This is a genomic window from Rheinheimera sp., assembly GCF_036782235.1.
Taxonomy (GTDB): domain Bacteria; phylum Pseudomonadota; class Gammaproteobacteria; order Enterobacterales; family Alteromonadaceae; genus Pararheinheimera.
Genome location: NZ_DAIPZL010000014.1, coordinates 22,689 through 38,404 on the forward strand (window position 1 = coordinate 22,689; position 15,716 = coordinate 38,404).

14 protein-coding genes are annotated in these 15,716 nt (G+C 43.7%); 8 read left to right on the forward strand and 6 right to left on the reverse strand.

The window, feature by feature from the left end; translation table 11 throughout:
* The first annotated feature begins 56 nt into the window (after positions 1 to 56).
* The 5 genes from V7P87_RS13895 (at position 57) to V7P87_RS13915 (ending at position 6,064) form a co-directional block, all read left to right on the forward strand.
* A complete protein-coding gene (locus tag V7P87_RS13895; protein WP_008608727.1) occupies positions 57 to 494 on the forward strand; it encodes a hypothetical protein in 438 nt (145 codons plus the stop codon).
* A 75-nt stretch (positions 495 to 569) separates the two neighbouring features.
* Positions 570 to 1,901: an Eco57I restriction-modification methylase domain-containing protein gene (locus tag V7P87_RS13900; protein WP_333797963.1), complete on the forward strand. Its 1,332-nt coding sequence runs from the start codon at positions 570 to 572 to the stop codon at positions 1,899 to 1,901.
* Positions 1,894 to 4,167, forward strand: coding sequence for a sensor histidine kinase (locus tag V7P87_RS13905; protein WP_333797964.1), 2,274 nt, complete (start codon positions 1,894 to 1,896; stop codon positions 4,165 to 4,167). The genes V7P87_RS13900 and V7P87_RS13905 overlap by 8 nt, the downstream gene beginning before the upstream one ends.
* Positions 4,164 to 5,321 (forward strand): hypothetical protein, encoded by a 1,158-nt coding sequence (locus V7P87_RS13910; RefSeq protein ID WP_333797965.1) that lies wholly within the window; start codon positions 4,164 to 4,166, stop codon positions 5,319 to 5,321. Before V7P87_RS13905 ends, V7P87_RS13910 begins: the two co-directional genes overlap by 4 nt.
* A 17-nt stretch (positions 5,322 to 5,338) precedes the next feature.
* On the forward strand, positions 5,339 to 6,064 hold the full coding sequence (locus V7P87_RS13915; protein WP_333797966.1) for a hypothetical protein: 726 nt from the start codon (positions 5,339 to 5,341) through the stop codon (positions 6,062 to 6,064).
* Here V7P87_RS13915 and V7P87_RS13920 read toward each other — a convergent pair.
* From V7P87_RS13920 to V7P87_RS13940, 5 genes are read right to left on the reverse strand one after another with little or no spacing between them, the layout of a single operon-like run.
* The gene (locus tag V7P87_RS13920; protein WP_333797967.1) at positions 6,058 to 7,086 is read right to left on the reverse strand and encodes a TniQ family protein; all 1,029 of its coding nucleotides are present in this window, start codon (positions 7,084 to 7,086) and stop codon (positions 6,058 to 6,060) included. The genes V7P87_RS13915 and V7P87_RS13920 overlap by 7 nt on opposite strands.
* Positions 7,087 to 7,089: 3 nt before the next feature.
* Positions 7,090 to 7,983 (reverse strand): TniB family NTP-binding protein, encoded by an 894-nt coding sequence (locus V7P87_RS13925; RefSeq protein ID WP_333797968.1) that lies wholly within the window; start codon positions 7,981 to 7,983, stop codon positions 7,090 to 7,092.
* Positions 7,983 to 9,854 carry a Mu transposase C-terminal domain-containing protein gene (locus V7P87_RS13930; RefSeq protein ID WP_333797969.1) on the reverse strand — a complete coding sequence of 624 codons (1,872 nt, stop codon included), beginning with the start codon at positions 9,852 to 9,854 and terminating at the stop codon, positions 7,983 to 7,985. The genes V7P87_RS13925 and V7P87_RS13930 overlap by 1 nt, the downstream gene beginning before the upstream one ends.
* Positions 9,847 to 10,422 (reverse strand): TnsA endonuclease N-terminal domain-containing protein, encoded by a 576-nt coding sequence (locus tag V7P87_RS13935; RefSeq protein ID WP_333797970.1) that lies wholly within the window; start codon positions 10,420 to 10,422, stop codon positions 9,847 to 9,849. Before V7P87_RS13935 ends, V7P87_RS13930 begins: the two co-directional genes overlap by 8 nt.
* 55 nt (positions 10,423 to 10,477) lie before the next feature.
* Positions 10,478 to 11,272, reverse strand: coding sequence for a DUF2971 domain-containing protein (locus V7P87_RS13940; RefSeq protein ID WP_333797971.1), 795 nt, complete (start codon positions 11,270 to 11,272; stop codon positions 10,478 to 10,480).
* Between the two features lie 379 nt (positions 11,273 to 11,651).
* Here V7P87_RS13940 and V7P87_RS13945 point away from each other — a divergent pair.
* The 3 genes from V7P87_RS13945 to V7P87_RS13955 all read left to right on the forward strand — a co-directional run bounded on the left by V7P87_RS13945 (position 11,652) and on the right by V7P87_RS13955 (position 14,397).
* A protein-coding gene (locus V7P87_RS13945) for an IS3 family transposase (RefSeq protein ID WP_333797972.1) occupies positions 11,652 to 12,826 on the forward strand; the annotation gives its coding sequence in 2 pieces (ribosomal slippage) (positions 11,652 to 11,919 and positions 11,919 to 12,826; 1,176 coding nt in all).
* A 242-nt stretch (positions 12,827 to 13,068) separates the two neighbouring features.
* Entirely contained in the window at positions 13,069 to 13,542 is a 474-nt protein-coding gene (locus tag V7P87_RS13950) for a hypothetical protein (RefSeq protein ID WP_333797973.1), read from the forward strand.
* 501 nt (positions 13,543 to 14,043) lie between these two features.
* Positions 14,044 to 14,397: a PilZ domain-containing protein gene (locus V7P87_RS13955; RefSeq protein ID WP_296299814.1), complete on the forward strand. Its 354-nt coding sequence runs from the start codon at positions 14,044 to 14,046 to the stop codon at positions 14,395 to 14,397.
* 162 nt (positions 14,398 to 14,559) lie between these two features.
* Here V7P87_RS13955 and V7P87_RS13960 read toward each other — a convergent pair whose 3' ends face one another.
* Positions 14,560 to 15,633, reverse strand: coding sequence for a hypothetical protein (locus V7P87_RS13960; protein ID WP_333797974.1), 1,074 nt, complete (start codon positions 15,631 to 15,633; stop codon positions 14,560 to 14,562).
* Positions 15,634 to 15,716 lie beyond the last annotated feature (83 nt).

Here is a 15,716-nt window from a genome sequence, read left to right on the forward strand (position 1 = left end):
TAGACTCAATTGATGATCCTAACTCTACAGAGCGAGTTGATGTTTAAGGTGGATATATGAGCTTAGTTAGAATGTTATTAGGTCGGCGAGATTTTTACCAAACCGAAGACGTTATTGAAGCAGTCAAGACTTACGAACATTTCTCTGCTGAAAATGAAAATTTAACTCAGGCTGAAGCATTGTTGGTTTTCAAAAGCGATGTCCAACAATGCTGGCTGATTTTCACCTCTGAACGGATGTATTTTGTTATAGACGATTCTGAAAAAAACTTACTCAAGGTTTTATGGGCAAGAGACAGAGATAAATCCGTTAAGGACAATCGGATTCACTTGGACCTTAAGTCAGAAGACCTTTCCAACAAAACAGGTAAAGTATTGATTGGCAATATGAATAAAGGTTTTATGTATACAAAATCGTTATTTGCTGGGGCATCCATCACAGGAAAGATTCTGAAAGCCCTCAATAAGCACTTTTTAGACGAATCACAGCTATGAATTTTTCTTGTGCACAGCGAGGAAAGCAGGTAGATTTCTATTTAGTTTTTTCAATATCCATACGGCTTAAATCAGATGCTTGACGTTATCTCTGATTCTCAATATTTTAATGCTCATTACCTCGCAAAATGCCAAGTAGACACGCCGTCGAACATTGTAGAGCAGGCATGGAGAATTGCACTTCAGCACAGAACTGACTTCCATAAAGTAGTAGATTTTGGCGCAGGTGACGGTAAGTTCGCTTTCGGAGGAAAGTATAATAATTACATAGGATATGAAATAGATAAACGTCGAACTCACGAAAGAGATCTTCCCCCAAACGCAAGCATAGTTCACAAATGCGCCTTCTCTGAAATTAGAGGAGGCTTTGACCTTTGCATTGGTAACCCACCTTATGTTAGGCACCATGAGCTTAATGACGAGTGGCAACTTAAAATTGCCAGTCAACTTAGTGACGGTTTAGGAATTCGTCTTGATAGGCGATCTAACGCATTTATTTATTTTCTCTGCCAAGCGATTCTTAAAACGAAGAATGATGCTCTTATTGTTCAGGTCATTCCCTACGAATGGGTATCAAGACCATCATGCGCATTTCTTAGGGAGTATATATCTCAACAAAGCTGGCGAGTGAAAGTTTACAGATTCAAGCAGGACGTTTTTGCACATTCAAAAGTTTTAACTACCGCAAGTATTACGGTAATAGACAAATCTGATAAGTCGGGTAAATGGGATTTCTACAGTATTGATGCAAACTTCAATTCGGTAAAGGTTGAATCAGCTACAGGTTCCAACCAAAATGTTCTTCAATATAAAAGAAGAGCCGAGAATAACTATGCCCAAAGAGGTTTAAGCCCAGGAGGGCAGAAGATTTTTTGTCTAACTGAGCAGTCTCGAAAAGAATTTAATTTAGAGATCGGCACCGATGTTGTTCCTTGCATTACCAATATTCGGCCGATCCCAGATAGCATCACAAAGCTGACTAAGCAAAATTTCAACAAATATCTTGTTGACGCGGGTGAAAAGTGTTGGTTAATAGCTACTACAACCAGCCCAAGCCCTAAATTATCTGCATATTTAGATAGTATTCCAGAAAGTGAACGCAACAATTATACCTGTCGAAATCAATCACCGTGGTGGTGCTACAGACCGCATGCAGTTCCAGATCTATTATATGGTTCAGGTTTCACAAAATTTGGCCCTAAAGTATTCATTAATAGTGTCGGAGCTGTAGCAGTTGGGGCTGTTCATGGAATCCATAAAGTTAAACGTATTACAAAAGATAAACTACGAGCGGCTATAAGGAATTTCGATTTTGAGAGCAAAATTGTGAGTCATTCCGGGGCACTGAAAAAAATCGAAGTTAATCAAATGAACTCTGTTTTAGGGACTATTCTAGAGCATGTCTGAGAAAAAAATATTCAGGTTCTCCGTTGAAAGCGCTATTTTACGTGAGCTGGGTGAGCAACTAGTTAGCAGACCAGACGTAGCGCTTACAGAACTGATAAAAAACGCTTATGACGCGGACTCACCTGAATGTTTAGTTAAGTGGGATAAAAAGAGAATTTTAATTAAAGATCTCGGCCACGGAATGACATTAGAAGAATTCAAGTCACGCTGGATGAGGATAGCAACAGGAAATAAAGGGGATAGAAAGAATTCCGCTATCTATGGCCGTACTCTTACCGGTTCAAAAGGTATAGGTCGTTTTGCAGTTAGGTTCTTAGGTCATAGATTAACTCTCATTACAATCGCTAAAAACTCCGAAAACAATGCAAACTCCAAACTAATAGCTTTTTTTAATTGGAAAAAATTGGACCAAGCTACAGACATTGAAAATTTGGAGATACGTTACAAATATTACCCAAAGGTATCTGAGCCTACTGGTACAACATTATGCATATCCGATTTGCGGTATGAACCATCTAATTCCGTCCTAAAACAGGTCCGGTCAAGCTCACTTAGAATGGTTTCTCCGGTAAAAGCGATTTTAGCAGGTGCTCCAGATCATATAAGAAATACTGCAAGCAAAGAAACTAAAGATGACGAGCCGGGATTTAATCTCAGATTTCAATCAACACTGTTTGAAGACGATGACGCCATCGTTGATGACAATGAGCTCGCATCGATAATCTTAGACCTAGCCGTTGCTAAAGTAGAATTTTACACTAAAACGAATAGAAACATTACCACAAAGGAAAATGCAACATTATATGTTAGCGTCATACATGAATTAAAAGGTAACTGTTTCATTGGAGAGTTCCCATTTGAAAATGTTATGGGCTGCGATGTATATGGAAATATAAATTACTTTCCTCACAGGGAGGGAGTTTTTTTTGCAAAATCAGTAGATGGGAATGTAGCTAGGGCTTGGGTCAAAGAAAACAGCGGAGTTTCTGTTTTTGATAAGGGATTTAGAGTTGTTCCTTATGGCCAAAGAGGAGACGATTGGTTAAACATAGATCAAGATAGTTCAAAAAGTAACAGAAGATGGCGGACTAAGCTAATGCAAGAGCTTTTTCCAATAACAAATGACGAACTGTTGATCCCAAGTCTAAACCCTATGTTAGCAATTCCTGAATCTCATCAGCTCGTTGGTGGAGTCTTCGTAGAAGCGTCGAATACTAGAGCATCAATGAACAATAATGCGTTATCTCCAACCATGGATAGACAGGGTTTCCTAGAGAATGCAGGATTTCAACAACTTTACGAGACAGTAAGATTTTCAGTAGAGTTAATAGCCAAATTTGATAGACAGCTTAGATTAGAAGCAGAAAAAGAAAAAAGAAAGAAGCAATATCAACAAGCTTGGGACGACATTGACCGAACCATTGAGGTTATTGAAAGTGTGCCATCACTCTCATCTTTTGATAAAGCTCGACTGACAAACGAATACCAAAGACTGCGAAGTGATTATGTTAGACTGAACGATCATGACCGCGAATCTAGAGAGAATTTAGTCACAATGGGGCTTCTAGGTGTAGTCGCAGGTTTTATGACTCACGAATATCAAAGCACTCTCCATGAACTAGAATTAGCACAAAAAAGATTACTGTTTCTAAGCAAACAGCATCCAGAATTAAAAGAGCATGCCGACAAAATTGCAAGTTCAATCGAGAGTTTCAATGGTTATATTGATTATACACAAGCATTTATAAGTAGCACTCACTCAAACAACAATGTGGCTTATAAGGTTCAAGCTCAAGTTCGTTCAATAAAAAACACATTCTCCAAATTTAGAGAAGAAAGAAATATTGAAGTAGACATATCAGAGATTGATTCAGAACTTATAGGGCCTAACATGCCTGTAGCTATGTATAAGGGAATAATTCATAACCTCTATTCTAATGCGATAAAAGCCCTAGCTGATCATAAAACTGATAGGAAAATCATTAAAATTTCCGCATATAATTCAGGAAACAAACACGTTATCACAGTATCAGATAATGGTCCTGGCGTTCCAGCAGGAATGAGAACTCTCATCTGGGATCCTTTATTTACTACAACTTCGAATCAAAATAATCCTTTAGGGTCAGGTATGGGGCTCGGTTTGTCATTAGTAAAAAAGCTTGTGATGCTCAAAAAAGGCGAAGTTGAACTAATTGAACCACCTCTAGGCTTTTCTACTTGCTTTCAAGTAGAGTTGCCAATGCGTAAAGAAGAGAGTTTAACATGAAAGATACAATATTAATTATTGATGATACGCCTGACAAGAGAGACATGTTACTCTCTGTTCTGCAAAAAGAATTCTCTGGAGATGAAGTACAAATCATTACAGTAACGAAAGAGAATGTATCTGAGTTTCTTCCGCAAAGAGACAGAGAAGAAAACAAAGCTATACGTTCTGGTGCTCCTGAAGACAGGTTATGTTTTTATTTCCAATCAAACCCTCATATAAAACTAGTTATCGTAGATCATGATTTATCTCTATTAGATTCGCAGTTATCCGAATCAGTAGTAGCATCAGCGTGTCAAAATGCTGGAATACCGCATTGCAGATACTCTAGAACTACAGGTTATCAGACAGCTAGACAAAAACTGTTGGAGTTAGTCGAAAAGAGTCATGTCTACTCTATAAAAATAGATATTAATGATATAGAACATAGTGAGTTTGGCGAATCACCAGTATGTCTCTCTACTATTAGAAATATCTTTGAAGGCTTTAATCAGCTGAAAGAACTCATACAAGAAATGCATAAAGATTTGTTGGACAAAGGCCCTGCAGCTATTTTAGCTACTATTCTTGGTTATCCTGGATTAGAGCCAATGTTTCACCAATATGCAACTTCTTATTCAGTTATGGCGGAAGTCCTCAAGATAAGAGAATTGACTGACAAGGAAGACCCTATTGAGTTTGAAAGAATCATTAGAAGCAGATTGTCTTATATAATTGGCTTTTGGTTATACAATGTAATACTAAAATATCCTGGAATCATGCTCAATGAAACAGCTGCAGCTTCATATGTGAATATTGAAAATGATTGTTTCAAAGAAGTTGAAGATTTATTCATAGCGGCTAAGTATTCAGGTCCTTTCTCAAATACTAATAATCATTCATATTGGTGGAGATATAAACTAGATGACATTCTGATAGATAATGACTGTGAGGATGGTATTGAATACGCCCGACAACAGGGCAAGGAAGGTATTAAGCCGAGTATTTGCTGCGTGTCTAGAGAGTCTCCAGCAGGATTCTACTGTCTGTTTAGGAAGTCTCCAATTTCTTTAGAGCATTCCGTCGGTGGTTTGAGTTGGATGCCGAATGGAGCGGATCTGAGCAGAGTGAGTATTGATTTGTACGATGAAGTCGCTCCATTCCTAGGCTTCTAATTAAGTAGGATACTTAAATGTCGTCGGTCAGAGTTTTCGAAGCAAATTTTAATCACTTTAAGAATTCGCTTAGTTCTACAATTGCAAAATTAGATAGTAAAGCTGTCGTTAGAATGCCTACAAAATGGATTATTGATGAACAGCTTAGTGATGATTCAAACAAATTAATTCGCCCATCGGAACCATTTTCTTTGACTTCAATATCTCAAAAGGGAAATGCCGGCAGCAAAAGAATTTGTGCTTACCTTGATGGATATATTAGAATATCAGGTAAAGATGAAAGAAAAATTAAAATAGATCGTTACTGCACTGAAGTGCTGTATTGCTATCCAGTAAGTTCTGTTGATTATAAGAACTTAAAAGTTTCTAGTGGATTTCATTTTGATTTTGATGTTGATGTACAACCTGCACATCCTATATTTCACATGCAACATGACAACACTGTACTAAATGAGAAGGTGATAGAAAGAGTAACATCTTTGACTCCACAACTCGGAGAGAATAGGTTGTTTCGAGTTCCCACTTCACAAATGGATATTTTGTCAGCATTAGTTATGATAGTAGCAGACCATTTTGTAGACAAGTCTTCAAAAAAAGAATGTGATACCTTTCACAAAATGCTCGATTTAATTGAGAAATACATGGTCATTGCGGATTTTTCTTTATGTAAACAGAATCTGAGAAAAACCATGAACTCGGAAAACACCCTATATTCTATTAACTGGTACTCATGCCCTCAATAATGAGAAACATTTTGTCGTTTTATATTTACAGGGATTGAAAGTATATTAGCTAGAGCTTTAATTTCATAAATCGTCAAATCTCTATAAATCTGATTGAAAGGTAACTTTCGTTTCATTATTACGGTGCGAAGCTTGCGCTCTGCATTAACATCACTGATCCAAGCTGAGAGTCCAAGCACATAATGACGCTCAGAAATATCCCGTTGTTCAAAAGCTTTCCGACTCTTAGTAAGTTCTAGCACCGGTTGTTTCACTACACTGCAGATATGGCTCTGCAAATCAGGCGCAAGGTTTACACTGACTATTAACCGGCACATCTGATGCCATAGAATGAGCCTTGCTTTGTTAAACGGGCCGCTATCTCTAAACTGACGGTCTACGATTTTCAGCAGAGCTTCCCATTGGGTGAATGGCCGTTTGTGCCATTTATCGACCGGCACTTTTGGTGCATCGCTAAGCAGTGAATTGCAGCTCCAGCAATGGTTCATATCGCCAGCATCGAGCAGGTCAGCTTTACCCAGCTCAACTCGGTGGAACGCGACCGGCTTTTGGCACTTGTGGCAACGATCATGTAGCATAATTTGATGTTTCGGGCAAAACGTATAAAACGCTAATCGCCACCCTAAGCGAAAGTATGGGATAGCATCCTCTGCCAGGCACTGCGGGCAATACTGAATACCAAAGTTACGGTAAGTTCTGTGATACATGTTTAATGGTAACCACCAGCGTAGCTGACCGCTGGGGTTCTTGGATTGAAACAGACGCCCCTCAAACAGCAGCGCCGTCATCTTTTTAACCTGTGCGAGCGGCGTACCAGTGCGTTCACTCATTGTTTGCAGTAACCAGTCTGGAGCAAACCGATCAATATCACGATTCCACAACTGCCTTTGATGGCCAAAGTTTCGCACGGCAAACGTTTGGGCTTTCATACCGTTGGCATGCGCACAACGAATAAACCAGGAAGATAATGCCTCACCAGGCAAAGGTCGGGGATGAGCTGGCCACAAATTCCCCGATAGCATGACTTAACCAGTCATAAACTGCCGCCTGCGGTCCGATGGCGGTGTCCAGTTAATCTGATCGAGGCTACTGAGCGTGATCTGCTCAGTACCGGTTAAAATGGCGCGCTCAGCAGCCAAGGTGAGTACCCCTGACAGCTCACCGATATAACCTTCGCTCATGGCATATAGGCGTGATGCTATAGTTTCCTGCGTTAATCCGGAAGGCTCCCTAAGCGGCAATACAGCCTCAAAACTGGCCAGTAACCGTTTGAAATCGGCATCCAAGCGCCAACGAGGGATCTGAATGGGACGAAACCTGTTAGCCAGCTGGGGTTCTGTTTGCAGTGCACGTAAAGCATCTTTGGTACCTACAGCCACAATAGATATCTGTAGCTCGTTACTGAGATATTTTAATACGTTTAGAAAAGCACGTTGCCGGTGGGTGCTGCCAGCCAGTATTTGATGGATTTCATCAACGACCAGGATTTTTAACTGGGCGTAACGTAAAAGCTTTAACACTTGGAACTGCTTTTTATCAACCCGCTCGCTTGGTTTGTAAGGGGCAAATAAGCTATCCAGAATAGCGTTATAAAAGCGCCCTTCATCTGGTACCGGCGGGGCCTGAATGTACATAACAGGAGCAACTACCGCATCGCCGTTCGGATTGTCTGACGCCGGATTCTGTTGGCAAAACCGTTTCACCAAAGTGCTTTTGCCATTGTTGGTGTCTCCCACCAGCACAATGTTAGGCATCCGGTTGACTCTGGGGTGCTGCAGCAAGTCATCCAGCAGCTTCATTACATCTTTAGCAAAGGGGTAACCAATCCAACGGTCTGACTTTATTCGGTAAATCCGCTCTGCATCGGTCAGCTGCAATGCCTCTTGCGCACTTACACTCAAATGACTGGAGTTACTCATCATCCCTCCAGCTCGTCAAACGGCAGATAAACCTCTTCAGCATTTGCTGTAACAGTTGGTGCTGGTACTAACTCCGGCTCGGAGCGGCTCTGTTCGATGATCTGATGCGAAAGCTGGTGGGTTTTGCGCCGTTGCTGCATACGCCGCGCAGCTTTACTCGCTTGTACTGCAGCCGTTTCGATACTGCGCATCTGGTCGCAGGCATCAAAAATTGCATTTTCATCGATGTCTTTTACACCAAGGTCTTCTGCCCTTTTGCGGGCTTCACGCAGCTCCCAGATACTAATTGGCGGATGCGATAAGTTACGATAAGGGATAGCAAAATAGGTTTCCAATTCTGGATCGAAAAACCAAATCCGGCTTAAATCTCGCGGATCACGCCGAAACCTGAACTTGCGTTTTTTCTTCGGTTCATCCAAATCAGGGGCATTAATCCAAGTGCGCAATACGTCGGAGTAATAGTGGATTTTGTCAATCTGTACGCCGTAGTCGAGCACTGCGCGAAGCTCAAACGGCATAAGATCCAAGCGTAGTTTGAACTCGTCGGCAATTTTCGCGGGTAAGCCAATACCTGGTTTATCTTTAGAACCCAAGATACCAAGGTTCCAGGCTTGCACTGGGGCCATCCCGATGCCGGTATGAAATTTTTGGTGGTAGACGTCCACCGTATAAATAGTCAGCCATTCTTCAAATTCAGAAAGCGTCAGCGCCGCCTTGCCCTCTGAATCGTATTCACCTTTCTCACGCGGGTTCGAAAAAGTGCTACCAGGTAAAGTGTGAATTTCTTTGGCAAAGGAGCCCAGTGCCCGCTCGATATGGCCACCAAAGTTTGGTCGTGCCACTGGCCGCCACTCCAAATCGATACCATATTGCTCGCAACTGCGTTGCAGCATGTTACCTCTGAACTCCTTAGCGTTATCCAGATGCACTTTGGCGGGCAATCCCCACACCGGCCACTTTTGTTGAGTACGGTATTTATTCAGCCATTGATCTTTGGTCAGTATGGAATGTGTCAGGCATAAACCAGTCGATAATGCACTCGGTGGGTCAAACGACACATAGAAGCCAACCACCATACGGCTATGCACATCAAACGCCAGCGTGATCCAAGGCCTGCCAATCGGCTGCCGGTAGTGATCATCAACCAAAATAATATCGAGTTTGGTGTGGTCGATTTGCACAACGGCCAATGGATAATCTGCACCTGGAAAACTGCCCTCATGCGGTTTGAAACTCAGATCCGCGGTTTTACGACCTAATCGGCTGGCAGCAACCAGCTCTCGTTGTAGCTGGCTGATTCGGTTGCGCACACTATTGTTGTGTGGCGCAGGCAAGTTCTGCCGAATACAGCGTTTTCTCACTTCGTCGCAGACTTTCTGTTGGGTCCTTTTTTGCTTCGTCAGATACTCGGTTTCGATGACGTCGCGAATAATTTGCTCAACTGCCGGCAGCAATCTAACAGCCCCTTTGTCACTGCGTGTTCGTGGCAGCAACTCGGACAATAAACCGCTTTGCTCATAAAGACGCAACCAACCATAGACAGTATTGGTATGTAACTCATTGAGTTCTGCCTGAGCTGTGACGTCAGCTCGGGTACGATTTGGCTTATCTAACAGAGGTTTGATCACGCTTAATCGCTGCTTAGCAACAGCCCAAGCATCATCACTAATGGCATGTAGGTCAGTCTGGGTATTATCCGGCGTCTGCACCGCAGGCTGCAGATCTTCCACTGTTGCTACAGTCACCGCTTGGTTACTGTCATCAAGCAGTTCGATTTTATCCAGCGAATCGACACGTCGGATGCGATGCACTCGTCCTTGATACGACACCAGCTTGCCTGGCTTTAACTCGACCAGCGCAATTTTAACCATCGACTACTTCCCATAGTTCACTGGCCATCGTCAGCTTCTGCATCAAGTCCGCCCTAATTTGCTTTGTTCCCACCAAATACCATAGCACGGGAAGATATTCAGCCTGAATCATCGGATCAGCATTAACCAGCTGCAGTAGTTGCTGCACAGAACAGCGCTCCAAGTGTTGTATCGCTGATAGTAATTCAGGAATTTGCGGCGATTCAGCGGAAATTTGGCGGGTAAATGGTAATAAGAACCGAGCATTTTGCAAAAGTGATGTCCGGATATGTTTTTCGTTTAGCACTTTAAAACGCCAGCCACGGGACTTGGCATAACGGTATGCGGCCCGAAATTTCGATCTCAACTCCGCCCAATGCTTACGCAGCTCGTCCTGATATTTAACCTCACACAACAGAGGTTTAAGCTCCGGCTTATGGTAATGCACCAGTAAATCCGGCGTATAGGAACGTTCCTTGCCTTTATCGTCATACCAGGTAACTCGCACCGGCTGCACTTCCAGGCTGGCCACATCAGCCGAAAACTCCAGAACCATCAGCCAGTCTCGCTCCAAGGTCGATTCATACATAGCCTTACCCTCCGCTTTAGCGTTGGCGGCTATTCCGGTTACGTTGCGATAGTTTTTAGGGATGGTGCGGATGGGCATTCAAGAGGGATTCACGGGTAATTTCACGGAACTGCAAAGCATACTCTTCAGGCTTTTTTTCTGCCTGAAAAAGCTTAACGTGACACCAATCACTGCTATTTAGAGCATCGTACAAATCACGCCTGACCGGCGATGTTGCTTTTAAACCCAGTGTGACTGATGTTATCGCTTTTGGGGATATTGCCTTACGTTGCTCCCCAAGGCTAATTAATCGAACTTCGCGCTCATACCGCCAGAATGAATATTTTGAGCACAATAATCTATCTGCAACGGCTTTAAAAATCGCCCGATGGTCATTCGGCAAATCAAGCGCTTCACGTAACTCCAGATCACTCGTTATGCCACGGATCGAATTCTTACTACCCAAAGGATGTTTGGACATATACCAAACATTTTCAATTTGGCATTCAGTCTCTCGTGCAATTCTCACCGTATCAAAGCCGATGCAAATACCAGTATGTTTCGCTGCATAATGCGCCCACATTAGCTGGTTTTTCCGTGCTCTACTGAAACAACAGACTCGGGCATTAGCGATATGAGAATCGACATTATTGGCAAAGGAATCAATATCTACGGGTACAGCAGCCAGATAGTGAGACAATGCGCTACGTAACGCCCGCCTGTACTCTAGCTGACAATCGAAAGGATCGTTGAAATCACTTGGCTGGGAAAAATATAACTCTTTGTTTTTGATTTCACTCAGAAAATATGGGCCTTCAGCCGAAAACCTAAATAGCTTGGGCCCGTAGCATTTTGCAACGTTAATCTGCATAGACTTCCAAACACTCCCCAGTTAACCCCCTTTCATTCAACAAGAAAGGCGGTCAATTACGCAAATTTCCAATTCGAGGAAAAATCTTGCCTTATACCGCCGGAAACTTGCAAGCCACAGTTTACTGAGACGAAAGGCTTCAAACAGACAGTTTCTTTCTGGCATCAGCAATTTTGGACAAAACAACTTTAATTGCTTCGAACTCCGGCATTTTCTTGAATTTGCTGGCCTCAGATCCGAGTTCCTTCAACCCGGTTGGCTTAATTCATCTGCAGGCCAGCTTTCTTCGCCTGCTGAAGAAAGTGCTGTAGTGGCACACTGAATTTGGCCACCTGATTAGAGGTGTTATGCTACACCTCGTAAGCAATTAGGTGACATGATGAACAAAAAGACAAGACCCACATTCAGCCCTGAATTTCGTCTGGAATGCGCCCAACTGGTGCTTGACCAAGGTTACTCGGTTGCTAACGCAGCGGCAGCGATGAATGTGGGTAAATCTACCATGGATAAATGGGTTCGGCAGTTGCGTGAAGAGCGCGCAGGCGTCACGCCCAAAGCCACACCGATGACGCCAGATCAGCTTAAAATCCGCGAATTAGAGAAGCGGATCAAGCAGATAGAGCTGGAAAAAGAAATCCTAAAAAAGGCTACCGCTCTCTTGATGTCGGACTCGCTGAACAATTCACGATAATTGCTCAGCTCAAGCAGAGTTATGCCGTGGCGCAGTTGTGCCGGGTGTTTGAAGTCCATCGCAGCAGCTTTAAGTATTGGAAAAAGCTCAAACCGGTTCGGCCAGAACAGGTTATCCGGCTAAGCAAAGTCCGTGAGTTGTTTGATGCCAGCAATGACTCGGCAGGCTCTCGCAGCATTGCAACGATGGCAAGCGCACAGGGCGTTAAAATGAGCCGTTACCTGGCGGCTAAGTGCATGGAAAAGCTTGGGTTTATCAGCTGTCAGCTGCCGTCGCATTCATATAAAAAGACCGGCAATGAACGGATTGATATCCCAAATTTGCTGGCTCGCCAGTTTGCCGTAACCAAGCCAAATCAGGTGTGGTGCGGCGATGTGACTTATATCTGGACAGGCAACCGCTGGGCATACTTAGCGGTAGTGATGGATTTATTTGCAAGAAAACCAATTGGTTGGGCGATGTCATTCTCGCCTGACAGTGAATTGACCGGCAAGGCACTCAGCCATGCGTTTGAATCCAGAGGTCGGCCTGAAGGAGTCATGTTCCATTCAGACCAAGGTAGTCATTACACCAGCACTAAGTTCCGGCAATTGCTGTGGCGCTGCCAAATTCGGCAAAGTATGAGCCGTCGCGGTAATTGTTGGGACAATAGCCCGATGGAGCGCTTCTTCAGAAGTTTAAAGACAGAATGGGTTCCGACTGTCGGTTACAGCTCATTTGCTCAGGCGGAACGAGAGATACTGAATTACATGCTGGGCTATTACAGCCAGCTCAGGCCACATCACTATAACGGTGGTTTGGCTCCGAATGAATCCGAGCGCAGATACTGGCTTAGCTACAACGATGTGGCCAAAATTAGTTGACCACTACACTTTGCCGATTTGTTCTTCGGTATAGCGTTTCTTAGTTTGAGATGTCAATTGGTTCCAGACACATCGTAAGTGTTATCAGTACTGATGTCTTACACTTGGTCACCAAAGGTATGCGTACACCAAATAACTAAGAGAATTTTTTTACCTCTTGACATGAATAAAAAAAAGAAACTAAACTACAAATGTAGGAATAAACTACATTGCCATTATTAATACTCCATTGAAGGTGAGCTATGAACGATCAGAGGCGCTTACAAATTAGACAAATTCGAAGGATGTTAGGTCTGTCTGCTGCCGAAACAGGACAGCTCGTTGGAGTCACTGAAAAGGCTTGGCAGCACTGGGAATCTGGAATCCGAAACATGCCGGAAACGAAATACCAATTGTTCCTGTCAAAAGTAGGAAACCAAATTAAAGATACGAACAATAACTATGACTTAATCACAGTAAGTCGTTACGACGAACGAGGCTTTCCATCAGCTCTCGGAGTTCTGAGCAATCTAAACTATTTAGGTCACGTGTATTCAGAGGATGGCCAAATTATGTGTGTCGATAGTCTAATTCTAGATTTAAATACCAATTTGCGCAGAAGGAATAGAATCTGCTTTAACATCAACGATAACGATCACGCCAAACGGGCAGTCGAGCGTTGGGCTAACAGGGTGAAGGACGACGTTGACTTCAATGTGGGAGAAAGTTGGTTATGACAGAAGAAATCAGGAATTTTGTCAATGCGACAAAAAGTTGGACTAATGTAGCACGTTATATTGCAGCAGCATGGGGCCAACCATACCTAGTCATAATAGAATCGATTCAGCGACTCGCTTATACAAAGTACGATAACAACGAATACGCAGCAGCGGTAGCGCTTTTACGCAAATTTGAGAACTTGCAAAGTAACCGCTGAGAATAAACCTTCTTATTCGGGTATCTGCCACGAAGATACCCTCGTTTTACACCTGCTGCTATAGCCTAAAACAGACAGTCCAGGCGAAGCCAATTTCAATACAACACAACGATGTAAAATCTGAAAAACGAAGTATCCAGTCGTGAATAGCAATGTAGGACAACGGCAAAATAGCTATTTATAGTACAAATTAGTTTTGTAATTCACAGACATCAGCTAAAAACGGCAAATCAGGCTGCAATTGCAGCCTGTTTTTTTAGTAAAAAAACGCTATGCTGTAATCACTTACGCAGGAGTCGATATGGATCACAGACGTTTTAGCCGCATTCTGTTTAACAGCAACGCAAAGTTAATTTGCGCCGGCAGAGAATTTGCCACAGAGGTGCTGGATTTATCCTTACGCGGTGCTTTGGTAAAAAAACCACAAGACTGGGATCTGAAAGACGGCACTGAACTGATGTTGCAGTTTCAGCTCAATGACTCCGAACTGGTACTGGAAATGGAAACCAGAGTGGCACACAGTCATCAAGATACTTTAGGTTTGTATTGTGAACGGATTGATATTGAAAGCGCTGGCCACCTGCGCCGTTTGCTGGAACTGAATATTGGTGACGCCGACTTATTAAGCCGAGAACTGAGCGAACTCTCCAACTAAATACCATCTCCTATTTCCCCTAAAACGGCTTATAAAAGCCGTTTTTTATTTCTACAACAGCATCAAGGGTTGCCGGTCATTCATCACTGACATCGGAAACACAGAAAATTGCCTCTGATTCATGTCAGCTTAAAACCTTTAGAGCAGACGAAACAGTAGAGCCTAAAGCGCGGCTGCCTGCTGTTGACTGGCATTTTGTGTCACTAATGCCTGCTGCGCTGGCCTGTAACCAAACTTTGCAGCCTGTTGCATCCAGCGCTGCCAGGCCGGCCAGTCCTGCTGTTGTCTGGCAAGATAAGCAAAATAATAAGCAGCCGGCATCAACAGCTCAGGCCTTGCCAACTGCTTGTGCATTAACTTCAGATAAAGTGCCGGCATCGCCAGTTCATGGTGTTGCATATGGGTATCGGCCACCACCGGCCGGTACGCCTGCAGCCCGGCATGATGGCAACTGGCCACCGGCGTTAATTCCAGCTCATCGGCATGAAGCTGCCAGTGCTGCTGATAAGCCGCCAGATCCGCTTTATCAAACAGCAGATTCGGTGTCAGCCGTCCGGGTCTGCATTCATCTTGAGCAACTTTTGGCAACAAAGTATATTCATCAAGAAAACCAAAAGCATGGCTGAGTTCATGGCGCAATAAGGCCAAGCCACTTTGTTCCGGCAGCTGCAGCAACCCATTGTTATAACTGGCGCCGCCCCGCCCTGCCAGTACCAACAGCTGATGAAATTCTGCACCAGTGAGCTGTTGTTGCAACGCCGCTAAATCACACTGAATTCTTTGTGTAGCCTGCTCAGAACATGCCAGCAACTTGCTGTCGATAAAAAGCGGCGTTAACCAGCATATGGGCAAGGAGCTCAGCTGGATATCCTGCTTTAAGTTTGTCAGCAACAACTGCCATTGCCGGGCACCGACTAAACTGGTCAGCACCGGCTGCACCGACACTCCACAAGAACGGGGGGTAAAACGCAAGCCGGCATAAGGTTGCTGAAAGTCCTGCTGCTGGAGCGGTGTTAATCGTTGCCAATAACCCAGTTCGGCCCAAAAAGGTGCAAGCGCTGCAGGCTCCGCTTGCAGTTCGGAGAGCCACTGACCAAGCTCTGCAGTTGTGCCTTGTTGTAACCTGAATACCGCCGCTACCGCTGGCGTATAACCCAGAACAACCGCCTGCTGATATAACGGCAAGGCCAGACTGCTTAAACCTTGTTGTTCGGCCTTTTCGGCCTGCTGCAGCACCCTTATTGCTGCATGCTGTCGTGCCCTGTACTCAGACTCCGCCGGGCTGCAGGCAGTTAACAGCAAGCATAAAAAAAAGCCAG